Annotated in this window: 15 protein-coding genes; 4 read left to right on the forward strand and 11 right to left on the reverse strand. The window is 65.6% G+C overall.

Going from position 1 to position 18,350, the window contains the following annotated elements:
• The 8 genes from AC32QD_RS07375 to AC32QD_RS07410 all read right to left on the reverse strand — a co-directional run.
• Positions 1 to 764: oligosaccharide flippase family protein (locus AC32QD_RS07375; RefSeq protein ID WP_492009844.1), on the reverse strand; the 764-nt coding region annotated here is incomplete at its 3' end.
• A 162-nt stretch (positions 765 to 926) separates the two neighbouring features.
• Positions 927 to 2,009 carry a glycosyltransferase family 4 protein gene (locus tag AC32QD_RS07380; protein WP_492009845.1) on the reverse strand — a complete coding sequence of 361 codons (1,083 nt, stop codon included), beginning with the start codon at positions 2,007 to 2,009 and terminating at the stop codon, positions 927 to 929.
• A 1,134-nt stretch (positions 2,010 to 3,143) separates the two neighbouring features.
• Entirely contained in the window at positions 3,144 to 3,620 is a 477-nt protein-coding gene (locus AC32QD_RS07385; protein WP_492009846.1) for a Crp/Fnr family transcriptional regulator, read from the reverse strand.
• A gap of 386 nt (positions 3,621 to 4,006) precedes the next feature.
• On the reverse strand, positions 4,007 to 4,942 hold the full coding sequence (locus AC32QD_RS07390) for an alpha/beta fold hydrolase (RefSeq protein WP_492009847.1): 936 nt from the start codon (positions 4,940 to 4,942) through the stop codon (positions 4,007 to 4,009).
• Positions 4,939 to 6,735, reverse strand: coding sequence for a PHA/PHB synthase family protein (locus AC32QD_RS07395; RefSeq protein WP_492009848.1), 1,797 nt, complete (start codon positions 6,733 to 6,735; stop codon positions 4,939 to 4,941). Before AC32QD_RS07395 ends, AC32QD_RS07390 begins: the two co-directional genes overlap by 4 nt.
• 73 nt (positions 6,736 to 6,808) lie before the next feature.
• The gene (locus AC32QD_RS07400) at positions 6,809 to 9,322 is read right to left on the reverse strand and encodes a CoA transferase (RefSeq protein ID WP_492009849.1); all 2,514 of its coding nucleotides are present in this window, start codon (positions 9,320 to 9,322) and stop codon (positions 6,809 to 6,811) included.
• A 282-nt stretch (positions 9,323 to 9,604) separates the two neighbouring features.
• Positions 9,605 to 11,266, reverse strand: coding sequence for a GMC family oxidoreductase (locus AC32QD_RS07405; RefSeq protein WP_492009850.1), 1,662 nt, complete (start codon positions 11,264 to 11,266; stop codon positions 9,605 to 9,607).
• 15 nt (positions 11,267 to 11,281) lie between these two features.
• Positions 11,282 to 12,775 (reverse strand): CoA-acylating methylmalonate-semialdehyde dehydrogenase, encoded by a 1,494-nt coding sequence (locus tag AC32QD_RS07410; RefSeq protein WP_492009856.1) that lies wholly within the window; start codon positions 12,773 to 12,775, stop codon positions 11,282 to 11,284.
• Between the two features lie 97 nt (positions 12,776 to 12,872).
• Here AC32QD_RS07410 and AC32QD_RS07415 point away from each other — a divergent pair, with 97 nt between their 5' ends.
• Together AC32QD_RS07415 and AC32QD_RS07420 are read left to right on the forward strand one after the other, a co-directional pair.
• Positions 12,873 to 13,799 (forward strand): LysR family transcriptional regulator, encoded by a 927-nt coding sequence (locus AC32QD_RS07415; protein WP_492009851.1) that lies wholly within the window; start codon positions 12,873 to 12,875, stop codon positions 13,797 to 13,799.
• Positions 13,800 to 14,138: 339 nt separating this feature from the next.
• Complete coding sequence (locus AC32QD_RS07420; RefSeq protein ID WP_492009852.1) at positions 14,139 to 14,324, forward strand: hypothetical protein; 186 nt, start codon at positions 14,139 to 14,141, stop codon at positions 14,322 to 14,324.
• A gap of 74 nt (positions 14,325 to 14,398) precedes the next feature.
• Here AC32QD_RS07420 and AC32QD_RS07425 read toward each other — a convergent pair whose 3' ends face one another.
• Positions 14,399 to 14,695, reverse strand: coding sequence for a hypothetical protein (locus tag AC32QD_RS07425; protein WP_492009853.1), 297 nt, complete (start codon positions 14,693 to 14,695; stop codon positions 14,399 to 14,401).
• A 790-nt stretch (positions 14,696 to 15,485) separates the two neighbouring features.
• Between AC32QD_RS07425 and AC32QD_RS07430 the strand changes: the two genes are divergently transcribed.
• Entirely contained in the window at positions 15,486 to 16,538 is a 1,053-nt protein-coding gene (locus AC32QD_RS07430; RefSeq protein WP_492009854.1) for a hypothetical protein, read from the forward strand.
• Between the two features lie 83 nt (positions 16,539 to 16,621).
• Here AC32QD_RS07430 and map read toward each other — a convergent pair whose 3' ends face one another.
• Together map and sfsA are read right to left on the reverse strand one after the other, a co-directional pair.
• Positions 16,622 to 17,428 (reverse strand): type I methionyl aminopeptidase, encoded by an 807-nt coding sequence (map, locus tag AC32QD_RS07435; protein WP_492009857.1) that lies wholly within the window; start codon positions 17,426 to 17,428, stop codon positions 16,622 to 16,624.
• 35 nt (positions 17,429 to 17,463) lie between these two features.
• Positions 17,464 to 18,165, reverse strand: coding sequence for a DNA/RNA nuclease SfsA (sfsA, locus tag AC32QD_RS07440; protein WP_492009855.1), 702 nt, complete (start codon positions 18,163 to 18,165; stop codon positions 17,464 to 17,466).
• Positions 18,166 to 18,211: 46 nt separating this feature from the next.
• Here sfsA and AC32QD_RS07445 point away from each other — a divergent pair.
• Positions 18,212 to 18,350, forward strand: a 139-nt coding sequence (locus AC32QD_RS07445; RefSeq protein WP_492009858.1) for a molybdopterin-binding protein, incomplete at its 3' end; no start/stop codon positions are given.

Below are 18,350 nucleotides of genomic sequence, written 5' to 3' on the forward strand. Positions count from 1 at the left end.
CGCACGGCGACTCCGTAGAGGCCGAGTTCGCGCTCCGGCGCCATCCAGCCAAGCATGACCTGGTCGATCCGCATGTAAACGATGACGGCCAGGCCGCCGAGCAACAGCGGCCAGCCTTCGCGCATGAGCGGCCGCAGCGACGTGCCTGTGGCACGCAGCCGGCCGAGCCTGCCACTGGCTGCCGCATAGGTCGCGACCGCCGCCAGCGCGAGCAGCCCGGCGTCGAGCGCCCTGAGCGCGACGAACGGCGCAAGCCCCGCGCCCATCCAGACCAGCACGAGGGCCGAGCCGGCGACCGCCAGCGCAATGCCGATGCGCGGCAGCGCGACCCAGGCCATGCGCTCGCGCGCCTTGAACCAGGCGTTGAATATCTCGGTCGGCAGGAAGAGCAGTGTCAGTGCGGCCAGGCCCATCACCTCCGGCGTGGCATCCGCCGGACCGCCGAATGCCATGACCGCGCCGACTGCGAGCGTGGCTCCGACGAACCCGCCGCACAGCCGGATTGCGAGGGCAGCGCCCAGGGTTTCGTCGCTCGCCTCCGGCGCCGCGGCCGACTGCCGCATCACGATCGGGTCGAGGCCGAACGCCGCAACGGGCGCGAACAGCCCGGCCAGGCTGAAGACATAGGCATAGGCGCCGAAGCGTTCCGGCCCCAGATGCCGTGCCACGAGCGTCATGACAAAGAACGCGGCCAGAAGGCGGACCAGCTGCTCGAGGGTGAGCCAACCAAAGTTGACGAGCTTTTCCGACGCTGCTGATGGCATATTTGGCGACTACCCTTATAGCTGTGCCAGTCCTACACGAGCCGCAATCCGCAAAACGGTTGGCAATCCGCGCTTGCCCGCTCGATGATACTGAATTTTCGGAAAAGCCGGCATAGTGTGTCCGGAACGTCGCCCGACTTCATCAAGACGGCCGCAATCCTGTCAACCGTCAACAGGAAAAGTGTCGGTCTTTTCTGCGAGTTGATACGCTGCGGTGGTCTCGGCAGCGACGCGGCCCCACGAGTACCGCTGCCGGGTCGTCTCAACGGCACGTTCGATGAACGCGGCGCGCGCCGCAACCGACCAATGGCTGATCGCGGTTATCTTCTCCACCCAGGCTTTGCAATCGCCTGGTGGAAGGAGGAAGCCCGTGACGCGATCGATGACGGCCTCTCGCAAGCCGCTGTGCGCCGAGACAACCGGCACGCCACCCGCAGCCGAGGCTTCGACGGCGACAAGCCCGAACCCTTCGAACTCGCCATTGGGCACGTCGATATTCGGCACGATCACGCAGATCGCCCTGGAGTAGAGGTCGGCGATTTCCTCGGGGCTCCTGGGGCCCAAGAAATCCACCCTGGGACAGCGCAGAGCCGCTCTCTCGGACTCCGACCAGACCGTGCCGGCCACCTTCAGCGTGATTGCCTCGGGCAATTCCGGGAGCACATTCCGGATGAACCATCCACACCCCTTGAGTTCGATCAGCCGCCCGGCAAAAAGAACGAAGCTCTCTGCTGCCGCACCGGGAGATCTCACCGGGCGCATGTCCGTCGCCAATGGCGCGACGACGAGGCGGGAAAATCCATATGTTCTGGCACAGTCCCGGGTTGCCGCCGAGTTCGCGATCACCACGGCCCGCGGCAGGAGACGGGCGCCGATCTCGAGATAGACGCGGTAGATCTTGCCCTTTATGCCGCCACGACGGGGATAGCTGACATCCGTGCCGTGGGCGGAAATGGCGATCCGCCAGCGTCGCGATCGAACCAGCGCAGCAAGAGCCAGCGGCCACAGGGCCATGTCGGCGACATGGACCACTCCCCGGGGCTTGCTCGTTGCGAGAAGAATTGCTGCCGCCCTGAAGCCGAAAAAGACCAAAGAGACTGCTGATGGAGGGGAGCCGTTGGCACGGCCCGGCAGAGCGATTACTTTCACACGGTCGTGTTGCCGAAGTGCCTCGGAGAGTTTCAGCGAGTAGGTTTCCATGCCTCCGATGGCGGGCGGCCATTTCCGGGTCACGAAGTAAATCATCTTCCCTGCTGCTCGCTTGCCCTAGGGAGTGACGCCGGACCGATTCAAGGTCTGCGCAATCAATATCTCGCTGCTTGCGTTTGGAGTAGAGATGCTTGCCTTGCAAGAGCACGTTTCGGCTTCATCAGACAGCGCTGTTTCCCTGCGTCTAGAAAATTATATCAAATCAACGCCTTGAAGGTTTTTCGTTGCAGCGCGATACCCGCAGAGAAACTGGCTATCGGATTCAGTCAAATAGCCGACTGGTACGGTCATCGTCTCCCGTTAGTCGTATTGACCGGCTCTCTGACACGGCTTTCTCGTCGATCTGAGCCAGTCACGTAAAGACGTAATCCTTGCTGCGGCCACGATGCGAGGACGCCGATGCAGTTCCGGGCCCTCGTCGGCGGCGCTGGCCACGCTGATGAGGGCGGGCGATAGCGGCAAGGAAACCGGGTGGTTTGACCACAGGCCTTCATGCGGTGTCAGCATCTGCGCGCTGCTAGAGCTGTGGAACCTTGCCACAAAAGCTGCTTCGAAGGCGCGCCAAGGATCCCAATAACAATCTGAAATCATGGAGCATTTGAGGTCAATCGAATCCCACCGCTTGCGCCAGCCGAGACCAAGACATTTCCTTTGGTCAGTACTTTGATGAGCAAAATCCAGGGCCGGCACGCGCCGTTGGCGCTGGCAATGGCAACACTCTCCTCGCCCCTGATCCTGGCTGGTCCGCCGCCGCAGGCGGTGGCTCGCATGGAATCCGACACGGCCGCGGGCGTTGATCGCTTTGAGGGACGAGACCCGTGGTGGAGCGCCGTCTCGACGCTCCCGCGGTGCCGCTTGCATGCGGATCTGACGTTGCTGTGACACGTCACAGCCCCGGCCCCGCGATGGGGTCGGACGCGGAGTTGCTCGGAAAGAGAGTCTCGATTGTGGCGAGCAGGCCCCTTCGGCGCTGGCCGTCGGAACCGGTCCGATCAGGGTGAGGGCGAATACGACGCCCGAATAGCGGAGAACCTTTTCATGGCGGATTACGTGCTTGAGGGATTGGCCGGCCCCAGCATGGACTTCATCATCGCCCTTGCGCCGGCAAATTCGGCCCGGCGGGCCGATGCTGGTTGTCGTAGGCGAGCCGACGAAACTTGGCGTGTGAGCCTAGAGGGACATGGCTGCCCCGGACCCTCGACCCGGGGCCGTTCTGCCGGCAACCCACGAGATCTGCCTGTTCGACCGCTGCAGCCGAAGTATCATCAGACGCATGTAGGCCAGGGCTTCCTGCGGATCGCCTTGCAGAAGGTCGAGAATCTCTGCCGACGAGTAAGCCCTGCAAAGGGTCGGCTCGGAGGTGACGGCGGTTGCCGATCTTGGGCCTCCGACAATCAGGCTCATCTCGCCAATGAACTCGCCCGGGCCACAGCTCGCTATTTTTTCTGTTTTGCCCCGCCTCATAACGCCCGGGACCTTGACGACGATATCTACCTTGCCCGACAGAACCTTGTAGCAATGTTCGCCAATATCGCCTTCGGAGAATATCACCTCTCCCTCGCGGAATCGCACTTCGTGCATGGCAGTCCCTGCTTCACTCTCCTCGATCCCGGCGACAGAGTAGGCAGATTGGGGAAATTTGAGCAAGCGGCTTCTCCCGGCGCACCGCCGGCATCGGGCGGAGCCGATCGGGTCCGTTAACAGTCCGATTGTGTTGAAAAACCCCGTTTTGCGTTGATTTTCAGCGATGTTTGCCGCCGCATCGGGTAAAGCGGGTGACCTGCTCCCCAGATTGCCCTCGCCGGCAAGTCAGCCCTGTCCTCGCTATGGTCCGATTTGGACCGCGTTGCAAACTCCGTTGGCGCGAGCCCGCCGGCGCGTCGCGACGATCGCCTCACGCTTGTGCCCGTTTCGGGGCACGCCGTGATCCTCCCACTGGCTCGGAAGGCCGCTTCAGGGAGGGCCACCTGTCAGCGGGCAGCATAATTTTCGCCAGTCACCGTCTCATTGCCGACATGTTTTCTTCTCGCTCCTCAGGCCGCGTCGAGCCATACCCGGATGCGGGCGATCAGCGCCTCGCCGTTCAGGGTCGGTGCGTGGCCGACGCCGTCGACCTCTTGCACCTGCGCATCGGGCTGATGCTCGAGCATCCGACCAAGCAGTTCAGGGGTGAGGAAATCGGATTCGGTGCCGCGAAGGATCAGGATGGGGCAGGAGATGCGCTTCCAGTATGACCAGACGTTGAACCGGTATAGACGCCAGTACCGGCGGAAGTTGGCGCCGATCCCCGGGTCGAAATGCGGCGCGTAAAGCCCGTCGTCGCCCAGATAGACGCTGCTGTGCGCCATGTGCCGCCAGTCGCTGTCGCTCATCGGGCCGAAGCCGGCATAGACTTCGCGCAGGTGACCTTCCACGGACTCGTAATCGGGAAAGGAATGCGGCGCGGAGAGGTAGGTGCTGACCCGGCGCAGCGCCGCAAGCGGAACCTCGGGCGCCACATCGTTGATGACGAGGCGCCGGATCGGCGTGTTGGGCATGCCGGCCATCACGATGCCGCACAATCCGCCCAGCGAGGTGCCGATCCAGTCGACCTCGCGGCATTCGGTGGCCGCGAGGACTGTGGTCAGGTCGCAATTGTATTGAGGAACATGATAGCCGCCGGGATCGGGAAGCCAGTCGCTAGCTCCCCGGCCGACCAGATCGGGGCAGACGACCCTGCGATTTTTCGCCAGCGCCGTCGCCAGCTCGTCGAAATCGCCGCTATGCCGCGTCAACCCGTGCACACAGATGATGGGCCGGAGCGCGCGGCTGCGGCCCCATAGATGACAGGCGACGGTGTGAAAACCCTTCGGGTTGATGGCGCGGACATTCGTCAGGTTGTCCGGCGCACGCCGGAACTCCTCCAGGGGCTGGTGCGGCGCAGAGCCGCTGCATCGCGCGCGTCTCGCAGCCTGTGCCCCGGCCCTCATCGCACTTTCACATAGCTGCCGGGCGCCGGTTCCACAGGCGGATACTTGCGCGATCCCATCGGAGGCGGCGCGACCATGTCCTGGGGGTTCCGAGCGCCGAGCCAGCTGTTCCAGTGCGGCCACCACGAGCCCTCGTGCTGCACCGAGCCGGCAAGCCACGCCTGCGCGCCCTGCCCCGTCAGCTCGTTCGTTCGAAAGCCGTACTTCACCTTGGTGGGCGGATTGACGATACCGGCATTGTGCCCAGAGCCGCCGAGGACGAAGACCTTCTCGCCGGCGAAGCGCTGCGCCCCGTCATAGGTCGAGGCCCAGGGGCAGATGTGATCCTCCTCGGTCGAGATGAAATAGACCGGGATGTCAATCTTGCCCAGGTCGAGGCCGACGCCGCCGATCTCCACCGCGCCGGGCTCGCGAAGCAGGTTCTTGTTGTAATAGGTGTCGAGGTACCAGCTGATCATCTTCGCCGGCAGGCGCGTGGAGTCCTGGAACCAGTAGACCATGTCGAAGGGCAGCGTCTCCCTGGCCAGCAGGTAGTTGTTGACGACGTGGCTCCAGATCAGGTCGTTCGCCCGCATCAGCGAGAACACCGAGGCCATCTCCTCGCCGGTGTGATAGCCGCGCGCCTCGACGGCGCGGCGCAGCGTGGCCAGCTGGGCGTCGTCGACGAACACGCCGAGATCGCCCGGCTCGGCGAAGTCCGTCATGCAGGCCATCAGCGTCGCGGTATGCACCGGCGTCTCGCCCCTGGCGGCGAGGTAGGCGAGCATCGTCGCCACCAGCGTGCCCCCGATGCAGTATCCCGCGACGTTCACGTCCTGCGCCCCCGTGATCCGACGCATCACCTCGATGGCCTGCAGCGGACCTTCGAACATGTAGTCGTCGAAGCCCTTCTCCGACAGCTCGGGCCCCGGGTTCACCCACGAGATGAGGAAGACGCTGTGACCCTGGTCCACGAGCCATTTCACCATGCTCTTCTCGGGCGTCAGGTCGAGCGCGTAGTACTTGTTGATCCACGGCGGCACGACCAGCAGCGGGCGCGCATGCACCGTCGCGGTGCTCGGCGCGTACTGGATGAGCTGCATCAGGTCGTTTTGGAAAACCACCGATCCCTTGGTCAGGGCGAGGTTGCGGCCGACCTCGAAGGCGTCGGGGTCGGTCATCGTGATCCTGAGGCGGCCCTGTCCCCGCTCGAGATCGCGCAGGAGGTTGGCGAAGCCCTCGACCAGGCTCTTGCCGCCCGTCTCCCGTGCCTTCTCGATCACTTCGGGGTTGGAATGCGCGAAATTCGATGGCGACAGCGCCTCGAGCGACCGCCGCGTGTAGAAGCTCACCATCTTCTTCGTGCGCGCATCCATGCCGCCCGTCTGATCGGCGAGGGACTGCGCGTAGTCCGAGTAGATCAGATAGGCCTGCTTAAGGTGGTCGAAGACGACATCCTCGCTCCAGGCCGCGTTGCGGAACCGCTGATCGCCCCTGGCCGGCTGCGCCACTGGGTCGGCCGCCTCGCCCGTGAGACGCTTGCTGCTGGCCTCGAACAAACGCGCCATGCGTTGCAAATAGGCGGTGTTGGCCTGTATCAGCGCCTGCGGATCGCTGGCCAGCCTGGCGTTCCACTCCCAAAACGCGCGCGACACGGCGAGCGGATCGAAACCGGGCGGAACGTCGCCCTGCGCCTGGCGCGCCAGGAAGCCCTGAAAGATCGCCTGCGTGCGCCTGGCGACATCGGCGATCTGTCGGGACGCCTCGTCCAGGCCCCCCTCGGGGCCGGGTGCCTTGTCGTGCCGGTCGGCCATGATGTTCTGTCCTCGCGCTTTGCCCCGGCGCGCGCCTGCCGGCATACGCCTGCAACGGGGTGTCGTTTCGCAATCAGCTGGGCAGGTATTCCCTGCTCCAGCTCTCGCTGACCGCTCCCTGCGCGATCATCCGGTCGATCTCGGCGGCCGCGTAGCCCAGTTCCTCGAGAATCACCCGGGTCGACTTGCCGAACTTCTCCGCCGGGGCCGGCATGTAGATGGCGCCGCGCGCCGGCCGGATCGCGAAGGGGTCCAGCTGGGTGACGACGTGGCCGCTGGGATGGTCCTCGTAGATCGAGAAGGAATAGCTGCCGCGATCCGTGCCCGGCGTGCCGTCTGCGGGCCTGCTGTGGTAGGCGCGAATCGTCTCGATGTTCTCGCACACCCCGCCGCCGACATCGGCCGCGTGCAGGCGTTCGGCCCAGTCCTTGGCCCGGGCGGTCATGAAGGCGGTGGCGAGGAAGGCGGCCCGGTCCTTCTTGGCGACGTCCTCGAGACCTTCCATCCCCTCGATCTTGCTCAGCTTCGCGATGTCGGACTCCTCGGCACTGAGCAGCACGAACCGGTCCGACGAGGTGTAGTAGAACCGCACCAGCTCGTCGTAGCCGTTGACCTCTCGCCCGGCGGGCTCGTCGAAGAGACCGCGGCGCTCGTAGTCGTAGCAGAAGGGAATCTGCGCCAGCCCGCTCAGCGCCGACAGCGACGTGCGGGCACGCCCGACCCGGCCGGTCTTGAGCTTCTGGTAGAGCGCGGCGGCGACGCCGAGCGAGCCGCCGAAGCCGCACATGACGTCGATCGTGCCGACATGGGCGTGCTCTTCGGGCGTGTCCATGCTGCCGCCGAAGCGGAGCATGATGCCCGTCGTCGCCTGCACCAGATCGTCATAGCCGAGATAGTTCGACCTCGGCCCCGGGCGCACGCCGCCGAAGCAGTCCAGCTTGCAGAAGATCGCGTCGGGGTTCAGCGCCTTCAACCCCTCGGCATCGAGGCCCATCGCTTTCACCTGCCGGTCCGGGGCGTTCCACACGATGACGTCGACCGACTTCACCAGCTTCTCGAAGACCTCGCGGCCATCCTTCGACGAGATGTCGGCGAGGATCGAGCGTTTGCCGCGGCCGTGCGACAGGCTGAAGATCACCGTGTTCCAGCAGTCGTAGTTGGGAACCGCCGGGTCGATCTTGATGACCTCGGCACCGAAACGCGCGAGATAGGACACCGAGTGCGGCCCGGCGATCACGTTGCACATGTCGAGGATGCGCACGCCTTCGAGCCAGCCGGCCTTCTCCTGGCTCGGCCTGGGCCGGGGCAGCTTGGTCGGGCGCGCCCGAAGCGCGGCGAGCGCCTCGTCGACCTCGACCCGGCGCCGAGGCTTCGGCGTCAGCATCTCCTCGCCGCTCTCCTCCAGCCAGACCATCGGTCCGGGCTGGGTCATCGGGCCGAACTCGGGGTCGTCCACCTCGATCATCAGACCGGTGGTCTCGGCATGGTCGTCGTTGATCCATTCCTGCAGCCAGCGCTGCGGCGCGCCGGGGAACTTGCCGCGGCCGAAGATGCGCTCCCATTCCTTGGCGGTTCGGGTCATGAAGACCTCCTTCATGCGCGCGGCGATCTTGTCGGCCCAGAGCTTGGGCAGCGGGTAGACGCCCAGCGACACGTCCGACTTCCACTCGCTAACGGGCAGGTAGGTATCCTCTTCCTCGGTCAGGCCCTCGGCGACCAGCTCGTCATAGATGCCGAGCGTCTTGAGGCAGCGCTTGGCGTGCTGCTTGTGGCTGGGGCAGACGACATAGAACATGCGCCCGTCCTTGCACTTGTAGCAGCGGTAGAACGGGTCGAGCAGCTCCTGCAGGTCGTCGTAGGTGACGTTCATCGGCAGACCTTCGATCCGCCGGCGTTCGATCTCGGCCTCGCGCTGCGTCTTGTAGCGATCGGGGTAGTCCTGGATGTTGATGGAGTTGTAGCAAAGCCCCTCCATCACGGCCGAGGCCAGGGGCACCTCGATCTGGTCGCCATAGCCGGTCCGCTCGCGCGACTGCAGCGCCAGCACGGCGGCGGAGGCGGCCAGCATGGTGCCATAGGCCGAGGCCAGCGGCAGCGGCGAGAAGGAGGGGTTGATCCCCATCAGGACCCGGTTCAGCCCCATGTCGGTGAACACGCCCGAGCAGGCGGCGATGACGCTCTCAAAGGCGCGCCAGTCGCGCCGCAGCTCGTCGTTCGAGGCGAAGCCCGGGATCGACACCGTGATCAGCTCCGGGCGCTCGGCGCGCAGCTGCGCGAAGTCGAGGCCAAGCCGCGCCAACACGCCGGGGCGGAAGTTCTCGACGACGATGTCCGCTTCCTCGATCAGCGCCCTGGCCTGCGCGAGCCCGTCCCCGGTCTTGAGGTCGATCGACACGATCAGCTTGTTGCGGTTCAGCGTCGCGTTCGCGGGGCTTTGCCAGAACGGCCCCGACGGCGGATCGACGTGCACGACGGTCGCGCCGAGGTCGCCCAGGATCATCGCGACGGCGGGACCGGCGATGTACTGCCCGAAGTCGAGGACCTTGACGCCGGCGAGCGGCAGTTGGGAGCGGGGATCAGGTGCCATGGGTCACATCCCAGATTCGAAAGAATGGGGCAGGCGTGCCGGGCCCCGGGGCCGCGACGCGCCTGCGGTGGGTCACTGGGCGGCCGCCGCGCTCTTCGCCGCGACGTCGAACTGCGGCCGCGCCGGACTTCGGCAAGGCGATGAGCGGGCCGACGACACCCGGCAGAACGAGACGAGAGGGAAGGAAAACTCGCCTGTCGAGGCTGTCTTCGGATCTTGCAGCTCGGGTCATCGGCGTTCTCCTCGGGTCTCTCTGTCTGCCGGTTTCGTCCGGGGGGGCAGTCAGGCGGCGCCCTGGATCCAGGCGGCAGCTTTCTCGGCGATCATCAGAGTCGGGCTGTTGGTGTTGCCGCTGGTGATCGTTGGCATGATGCTGGCGTCGACCACGCGCAGCCCGTCGACGCCGCGGACGCGAAGCCGGCTGTCCACGACCGCGCCGGGATCGTCGTCGTGCCCCATTTTGGCGGTGCCGACCGGATGGAAGATCGTGCTCGCGATATCGCCCGCGAGCGTCACCAGCTCCTCGTCGGTCTGGAACTGGGTGCCGGGCTTCCACTCCTCGGGCGCGTACTTGGCCAGAGCGGGCTGCCCGACGATCTCGCGCACCTGACGCAGACTCAAGGCGGCGACCTGGCGGTCCTCGTCGGTGCTCAGGTAGTTGGGCGCGATCCGGGGCGCGTCGTCACACCTGTTCGAGCGGATGGAGACGCTGCCCCGGCTCGTCGGGTTCAGGTTGCACACGCTCGCGGTGAAGGCGGGGAAGGGGTGAAGGTCCTCGCCGAAGGCGTCGAGGCTGAGCGGCTGCACGTGGTATTGCAGGTTGCAGTGCTTGCGGGACGGGTCGGAGCGGGTGAAGGCGCCGAGCTGGCTGGGCGACATGCTCATCGGGCCCGAGCGGCGCAGCGCGTATTCGAGGCCGATCCTGGCCTTGCCGAAAAGATTGCCCGCGAGCGTGTTCAGGGTCTTCGCGCCGGTGACCTTGAAGACCGTGCGAATCTGCAGGTGGTCCTGCAGGTTCGCGCCGACCCCGGGCGCATCGTGCACCACCGCCACGCCATGCTCGCCGAGCGCCGCCGCCGGGCCGATGCCCGAAAGCTGCAGGATCTGCGGTGACCCGATCGCGCCGGCGGCAAGGACGACCTCGCCGGTTGCCCGCACCGTCACGGCGTCGCCGCCGCGCCGCACCACGACCCCGTCGCAGCGCGGACGACCGTTGCCGCCGGCCGAGAAGGCCAGCCGCTCGACCTGGGCGCCGGTCCATATCTCGAGGTTCCGGCGGTTCTTGACCGGGCGCAGGAAGGCTTTCGACGCGTTCCATCGCCAGCCCGACTTCTGGTTCACTTCGAAATATCCGACGCCCGCGTTGTCGCCGGTGTTGAAGTCGGGGCTGCGCCGAATGCCGGCCTGCTCCGCCGCTTCGGCAAAGCTTTCGAGAATGTCCCAGCGCAGGCGCTGCTTCTCGATCCGCCACTCGCCTCCGTGGCCGTGCAGGTCCGAAAAGCGGCTGTTGTGCCCGGTCTCGGGATCGGCGCCGTCATCGAGCCGGTAGTGGTTCTCATGGCGCTTGAAGTCGGGCAGGGAATTCTCCCACGACCAGGCGCCGTCGCCGGTCGCCTCGGCCCAGCCGTCGTAGTCGCGCGCCTGGCCGCGCATGTAGATCATGCCGTTGATCGACGAGCAGCCGCCGAGCGTCTTGCCGCGCGGATAGCGCAGCGAGCGGCCGTTCAGGCCCGGCTCCGGCTCGGTCTGGAACAGCCAGTCGGTGCGCGGGTTGCCAATGCAGTAGAGGTAGCCGACCGGGATGTGGATCCACGGATAGTTGTCGCGGCCGCCGGCCTCGAGCAGCAGGACCCGCTTCGACGGGTCCTTGCTCAGCCGGTTGGCGAGAAGGCATCCGGCGGTGCCGGCTCCGACAATGATGAAGTCGAACGGATCGCGTGGCATGGGTTCCTCCCGCCCTCAGCGCGACACGGGCATGGCGAACTCCGCGCCCTTGGAGATGCTTTCGGGCCAACGCTGCATGATCGACTTCTGCTTGGTGTAGAAGCGTACACCTTCCTCGCCATAGGCATGCATGTCGCCGAACAGGCTCTTTTTCCAGCCGCCGAAGCCGTGCCAGGCCATCGGCACCGGGATCGGCACGTTGATGCCGACCATGCCGACCTGGATCTTGCGGCCGAATTCGCGCGCCACGTTGCCGTCGCGGGTGAACAGGCTGACGCCATTGCCGAACTCATGCGCGTTGATGAGCTCGACGCCTTCGGCGAAGTCGGGGACGCGGACGCACGACAGCACCGGGCCGAAGATCTCCTCGCGGTAGATCGTCATCTCCGGGGTCACGTGGTCGAACAGCGTGCCGCCCAGCCAAAAGCCCGCATTGTGTCCGGCCACGCTGTGCCCGCGGCCGTCGACCACCAGTTCGGCGCCCTCGGCGACGCCCTTCTCGATGTAGCTGGTGATGCGGTCGCGGGCGGCGCCGGTGACGATTGGGCCCATCTCGGCGTCCATCTCGAGGCCGTTCTTGATCTTTAGGCTGCGCGCGCGCTCGGCCAGCATCGGCACGATGCGCTCGCCCACATCGCCCACCAGCGTCGCCACCGAGATCGCCATGCAGCGCTCGCCCGCCGAGCCGTAGGCGGCGCCGACAAGGGCGTCGACCGCCTTGTCGAGGTCGGCATCGGGCATCACCAGCATGTGGTTCTTGGCGCCGCCGAGCGCCTGCACGCGCTTGCCGTGCCGCGCGCCGGTCTCGTAGATGTAGTTCGCGATCGGGGTCGAGCCGACGAAGGAGATCGCCTGCACATCGGGGTGGACGAGCAGCGCGTCGACCGCGACCTTGTCGCCCTGGACCACGTTGAAGACACCGTCGGGGAAGCCGGCTTCCGTCATCAGCTCGGCATAGAGCAGCGACGGCGTCGGGTCGGTCGGCGAGGGCTTGAGCGCGAAGGTGTTGCCGGCCGCGATGGCCACGGGGAACATCCACATCGGCACCATCACCGGGAAGTTGAACGGGGTGATGCCCGCGACCACGCCCAGAGGCTGGCGCATGGTCCAGTTGTCGATCCCGGTCGAGACCTGGTCGGTGTAGTCGCCCTTGAGAAGCTGCGGCATGCCGCAGGCGAACTCGACGATGTCGATGCCGCGCTCGACCTCGCCGCGGGCGTCGGTGAAGACCTTGCCGTGCTCGGCGGTGATGGCGCGGGCCAGCTCGTCCTTGTGCTCGTTCAACAGATTGAGGAAGCGGTTCATCAGCCGGGCGCGCCGGATCGGTGGCGTGTTGGCCCATGCGGGAAAGGCAGCCTTCGCGGCTGCCACCGCGGCGGCCACATCGGCGTCGTCAGCCATCGCGACGCGGCCGGTCACGCTGCCGGTCGCGGGGTTGTAGACGTCCTGCGCGCGCGCATCGCTGCCCGAGACGCGCCGTCCGCCGATGAAGTGATCTATCCGGGTCATGGTCATTTCGCTCTCCATCCTGGGTGGCGCTGCGGTAGCGGAAGCGATTCGCAAAATCCAATGACTAATGAAGTGACGCATTATAAGCTGCGCAAATATGAGGCACCTCACGGATCTGCGAACGCTGACGTCCTTCATTACGGTCGCCCGCGAGGGCAGCGTGACGCGGGCGGCCGAGATCCTGCACCTGACGCAACCGGCGATCACGCTGCAGCTCAAGCGGCTTGCGGAAGCCAGCGGAGTCCAGCTGTTCCGCCGCACCTCCAAGGGACTGGAGCTGACCCGCGACGGCACGACGCTGGTCGCGAAGGCGGAGCAGGTCCTCGCCGCGATGGCGGAGTTCGACCACAGCGCGCGAAATCTCACCGGGCGGGTTCAGGGGAAGGTGAGGATCGGCACGATCATAGATCCCGATTTCACCCGGCTGGGCAGGCTTCTCGTGGAACTGGCGGCAACGGCGCCCAGTCTCGAGACCGAGCTGGTGCACGGCGTCAGCGGAGACGTCCTGGCGCGGGTACTGCGCGACGAGATCGACGCCGGGTATTTCCTGGGAGAAATTGGCGCGCCCGGTCGCGCCGCCGATGGGAGCCATCAGTCGAGCATCCATCAGAAGATCCTCACCCGCTTTTCCTATCTGGTCGTCGGTCCGCCCGGCTGGGAGAGCAGAATACGCGGCAAGGACTGGAAGGACCTGGCCAAGCTCCCATGGATCGGCACACCGCCCACGTCGGCACACAACAGGCTTTTGACCAGGATATTTGCCGAGCACGACGCATCGCCGAACACGGTGGCGATGGTCGACCAGGAATTGTCGATGCTTGCCATGGTCCGCTCCGGCGTGGGGCTGAGCCTGTGCCGAGATTCGATCGCGCTTTTCGAGAAGCAGGCGAACGGTATCGCCGTCTCGGACCGGGTCGAGATAAGGACGTCTCTCAGCTTCATCGCCCGGGAGGCGCGACGGACAGAGCCGACCGTCGACTGCGTCTTCGCGGCGATCTCGCGCGTGTGGGCCGACGATCTCTAGCCCGGCCGGAAAAAGCCGCGACCTCGGTTTCATGCCCTGCGCCGGAATTCACTCATGGAAGCGTTACTATTGCCATCAGGGTGGTCTGGCGTCGTTGCCTGGCGTCCGAGGACTAAAGCCGTTGCCAGTCGCGGCCCCTGCCGCGGGCGCGATCTGCGACAGGGGGCCTTGTGTTCCCGCGGCTCCGCGCACGGCGTCGGCCTGGGGGGATTGCCTCGCTCGCCGGCTTCTGCTACGCGCTCGCCGTCCACGCAGGCTGAGAACGTCGTCCCGGCGCGGGCCCTCGCGCCGGGGTTCCCGTTGGCGCGTTAGGCGCCGCCGACTATCGACATTGAGCCAGTGAGCCGCATGAAGACACGATTGAATGAGATCGCTGCGAAACCCGGGCTTGACGCCACGTTCCAAGAGTTCTTGCGCGACTACCTGCGGCTGAGCCCGGAGAAGAGAGCCTTTGCCGAGCGCGTCATGCACAAGCTCGACCAGGGCTTGTCGGCGGAAGCCGCTGTCAAGTCGGCCGCCCATTAGCCGGCGGAACCTGGCCCTCGCCTTCGGGCGGGGCCTTTTCTATCGACCGAACGGAGGCCCTGGTGCCGCCAGGCTCATTCGATCCGGTGCACGTCCCGTCGCGAGAAGCGAATATAGTCCCCTCTCGTCATGCCGTTCGGCAGGGCCCCCAGGGGCGAGAAGGCCAGTACGCGGCCGGCGAAGTCGGTGCCCAGACGTTCGACCGCCGTGATCTGCGCGTTGACCTGGATTCCCTGAGAGACCAGAGCGACCCTGGTGCCATTCGACATCGGGCGGCTCTCGGGCACGGCGATCTTCGGCGCATCGAGGACGGGCGCTTTGACTTGAAATTCAGACAATGCGCTCATGGCGAACTCCGGGTCGGTATCCACCCCGCTCCCCGAAGACGCCGAAGTATACTCCCCTGCCGGGTCGGGGCAAGCTTGCCCTGTCTTCGCGGCCCTGCTCAGGGCTGCCGATCAACGGATTGTCATAACCCGCGACCAGGGCCGGGCTTCGGGCCGAGCTCGTCGCCGCCGTGCGAGGCACCGGTCTGCCCGGGCGGCCGGCGGGCCGCGCGAACCCGGCGACGGAGTCGGCAGTTTGCGCGAGAGCCGTCTGACCTGGCATCCTCCCCAGCGCCGCAAGGCCGATGACCGCTCCACACGGGCCCGTCCTGCTTGGCCTCGGCGCCTTGACTGGTGCCATCCCGTCGTATGACTGCATTCAGCGGGGTCGGATCTCGCTCTTAATCTTGCCAAATTCTCGCAGCATAAGTTTCGGGTCATTGGCCCGGAGCGAGGGTGATGACGCGTTTGAGTTGGATACCATACCCCGCGTAGCGTGCGTTCGGATCGGTCCCGATGGTCGGGACGATCTGCGACCGGCTACAAGCCCAGAACTAGAAGAAGCCTCGTGCCAATCGCCCGGGGCTTTTTCTTTTTGCCCGGACAAGAGAACATCCTTTGGCGTGCTTCCTGAACGTTGCCGGTTGAAACTCTTGGACGCCGCCCAGACTCGCCCCGGGGCCCGCACCCTCGGAATAGTTGCACGTAAGAACTAACGCTTGATCGTCGCGCCTCTCGGTCGCAGACTGGACCGAGCGTACGGAATTCGCGTCTCCCTGTTTGGCGAAACGTGAGCAATCTCTGAGAGCACCGCCGGTGTAAAGGAGGTCAAGCCATGACCCACGGACAACATCCCGTGTTCAGTCTGTTTGCCTCACTACGAGAAGTTTGGCTCCGATGGTCAGCTGCCGAATTGATGGTCGCCCTCGCGTTCGCCTTCGTTGCAGGCCACCCGGCGAAGGCCCAGCCCGAATTGCCGATACCACAGATCACGGGGCCAACCCAGACCGTTAACAGCCAACCTGTTTTGCTACATTTCAAGTATAGCAATATATCCTGGAGCTGGAATGATTCATATAGCCTTTGGCAATGGAACCAATACTGGTGGTGCCGGCTTGGCCACGATGTGGCACCAACCAACGACTCATTGGATGCAGTGACTGAGTTCGGTTCCGGGCAGGTTGATTGTGAACGGGATAACAACCGCTGGCTTGGAATGGAGCCAACGAAAAGCAGTGGCGACATTATCATTCCAAAAACTGGCTACGTTGGCGGCCTACCCAAGGCCGGTTTTTGGTATGTGCGTACGCGCCTGGCATGGATAGATAAATTCAACATCGATAGTGTCAAAGCATTGGGCGGCTGGAGTGCGTGGCACCGGGTGGCGGTCGCGGTGAGTTTTCCCGACGCGCCGCAAGCGATGATCGTGTCACCGCCGAAAAACCACCATTTCCTGGTCAATCGAACTCTGACCATCCAGGTCAATCCATCCGTCAAGCGTCCGGATGTCACTGATTTTGTATATGTATTCGAGTGGAAGCGCACCGAATATCACACCAGGGCAAAATACGCCTCCCGGAACCTGGAACAGCCTGGCGATTTTCTGCGCATCGTGGACCGGACGTCGCGGCCACATAATTGGCAGTCAACTGCTCGGCTGCAAACGATGCAGGAAGCCGCGAACGCCACGACCGTGCACCTTGATGTCGCCTCCCTGGGCTCGCACAGGCCCAACTTGATCTACCTCTATCAGTTCCGTGTTCGCGAGCACTTGAAAGGCAGCGATGCCTACGGGCCATGGTCTCCCTGGCGAAGTTTCATCGTCGGCGAACCCGCCGGCCATCGAGACTGCGGGCTGCAAGGCATTGCCCGAGGGCGCCGGCCTTGAATGTTCCTGTCCGGGTGTCTTTGAGGCGGTGAGCCGTAAATCAGTCTTGATTGCGCAGCCGCTTTTGGGGGGCGGCAGATGAGCTAGAGAGCGGGGAAGAACTTCCCCGCCGGCGAGAGCGTGAAGACCTCGCAGCCTTCCTCGGTCACCCCGATCGAGTGCTCGAACTGGGCCGAGAGCGAGCGGTCGCGGGTGACCGCGGTCCAGCCGTCCGCAAGCGTCTTGGTCTGCGGCGCGCCCAGGTTCACCATCGGCTCGATGGTGAAGAACATGCCGGGCTTGAGCTCGGCCCCCTCGCCCGGGCGGCCGTAGTGCAGCACGTTCGGGGCGTCGTGGAACACGCGCCCCAGCCCATGGCCGCAGAAGTCGCGCACCACCGAACAGCGCTCGGACTCGACGAAGGCCTGGATGGCATAGCCGATGTCGCCGAAATGCGCGCCGGGCCCGACCGCGGCGATGCCGCGCATCAGCGCCTCGTGGGTGACCTCGATCAGCCGGCCGGCGCGGCGCGAGGCGCGGCCGGCCACGAACATGCGCGAGGTGTCGCCGTGCCAGCCGTCGAGCACCACGGTGACGTCGATGTTCAGGATGTCGCCAGGCTTCAGCGCCTTCGGCCCGGGAATGCCGTGGCAGACCACGTGGTTGATCGAGATGCAGACCGATTTCGGGTAGCCCCGGTAGCCCAGCGGCGCCGGCGTGGCGCCGTGGCCGATGATGAACTCGTGGCACAGCGCGTCGAGTTCCTCGGTGCGCACGCCCGGCTGGACGTGCTCGCCGATCATGTCGAGGCACTCCGCCGCCAGGCGGCCGGCGTGGCGCATGCCCGCGAAGTCCTCGCCGCCATAGAGGCGAATGCCCTCGCTGGTCCGCTGCTCGCCGCCGGTGCGCATGAGTCCCCGGGTCTCCTCCAAGGCCTGTCCTTTCCTTAGTGCTGGATCGGCACCGGCCGATCAAGGGTGATTCGGTCGCGGCTGATGGCGCAGGTCCAGGCGAGGGCCTCGACTCCGGCCGTCCGGGCGCGGGCGAAGGCGTCCGCATAGGCGGGGTCGATTTCGGCTGCGAGCGCGAGCCGGTCGCAGTCGGTGCGCTGGATGCAGTAGAGCATGACCGCCCGCTCGCCCCCGCGCGCGACCCGGGCCAGCTCGTCGAGATGCCGCGTGCCGCGCGCCGTCACCGAATCGGGAAACTCGGCGAGGCCCGGCTCGCGCATCAGGTGCACGTTCTTGACCTCGACATAGGCCGGCGGCAGGCCGGCGCCGGTCAGCAGGAAGTCGACCCGGCTGTTGCGGCCGTAGCGCACCTCCCGGCGCACATTGGGGTAGGCCGCGAGCTCGGGGATCTGCCCCGCGGCCAGAGCCTCGGCGACGATGCGATTCGGCGCGGCGGTGTCGATGCCGGCCCAGTGCTGGCCGAGCTCGACCAGGCGCCAGGCGTAGCGCAGGCTGCGCCTGGGGTCGTCGTTCGGCTCGAGCCAGACGCTGAGCCCCGGTGCGTTCAGGCCGGTCATGGCGCCGGGATTGGCGCAATGCGCCGTCACCGTTTCGCCCGATGCCAGTTCGATATCGGCGAGAAAGCGTTTATACCGGCGAAGGAGCCGGCCCGGGACCAGGGGGCGCGCGAACTGCATGGGCGCTCAACCTAGTCACCCGGCGGGACGAGGCAAGGGGGCAGCGATGGCAAGGACGCCGAGCGCGGCGATGCTGGTGATCGGGGACGAGATCCTGTCGGGGCGGACACGCGATTCGAACGCGCATCACCTGGCCGGAGTGTTGAGCGGCATCGGGGTGCGGCTGGTCGAGATCCGGGTGGTGC

The sequence above is a fragment of the Thermohalobaculum sp. genome (assembly GCF_058622915.1).

Bases quoted from the DNA above. Each gene is read 5' to 3' on its own strand.
- AC32QD_RS07390 (WP_492009847.1), bottom strand. From the start codon at position 4,942: ATGAGGGCCGGGGCACAGGCTGCGAGACGCGCGCGATGCAGCGGCTCT.
- AC32QD_RS07405 (WP_492009850.1), bottom strand. From the start codon at position 11,266: ATGCCACGCGATCCGTTCGACTTCATCATTGTCGGAGCCGGCACCGCC.
- map (WP_492009857.1), bottom strand. From the start codon at position 17,428: ATGCGCACCGGCGGCGAGCAGCGGACCAGCGAGGGCATTCGCCTCTAT.
- sfsA (WP_492009855.1), bottom strand. From the start codon at position 18,165: ATGCAGTTCGCGCGCCCCCTGGTCCCGGGCCGGCTCCTTCGCCGGTAT.
- AC32QD_RS07395 (WP_492009848.1), bottom strand. From the start codon at position 6,735: ATGGCCGACCGGCACGACAAGGCACCCGGCCCCGAGGGGGGCCTGGAC.
- AC32QD_RS07380 (WP_492009845.1), bottom strand. From the start codon at position 2,009: ATGATTTACTTCGTGACCCGGAAATGGCCGCCCGCCATCGGAGGCATG.
- AC32QD_RS07430 (WP_492009854.1), top strand. From the start codon at position 15,486: ATGACCCACGGACAACATCCCGTGTTCAGTCTGTTTGCCTCACTACGA.
- AC32QD_RS07415 (WP_492009851.1), top strand. From the start codon at position 12,873: ATGAGGCACCTCACGGATCTGCGAACGCTGACGTCCTTCATTACGGTC.
- AC32QD_RS07400 (WP_492009849.1), bottom strand. From the start codon at position 9,322: ATGGCACCTGATCCCCGCTCCCAACTGCCGCTCGCCGGCGTCAAGGTC.
- AC32QD_RS07410 (WP_492009856.1), bottom strand. From the start codon at position 12,775: ATGACCCGGATAGATCACTTCATCGGCGGACGGCGCGTCTCGGGCAGC.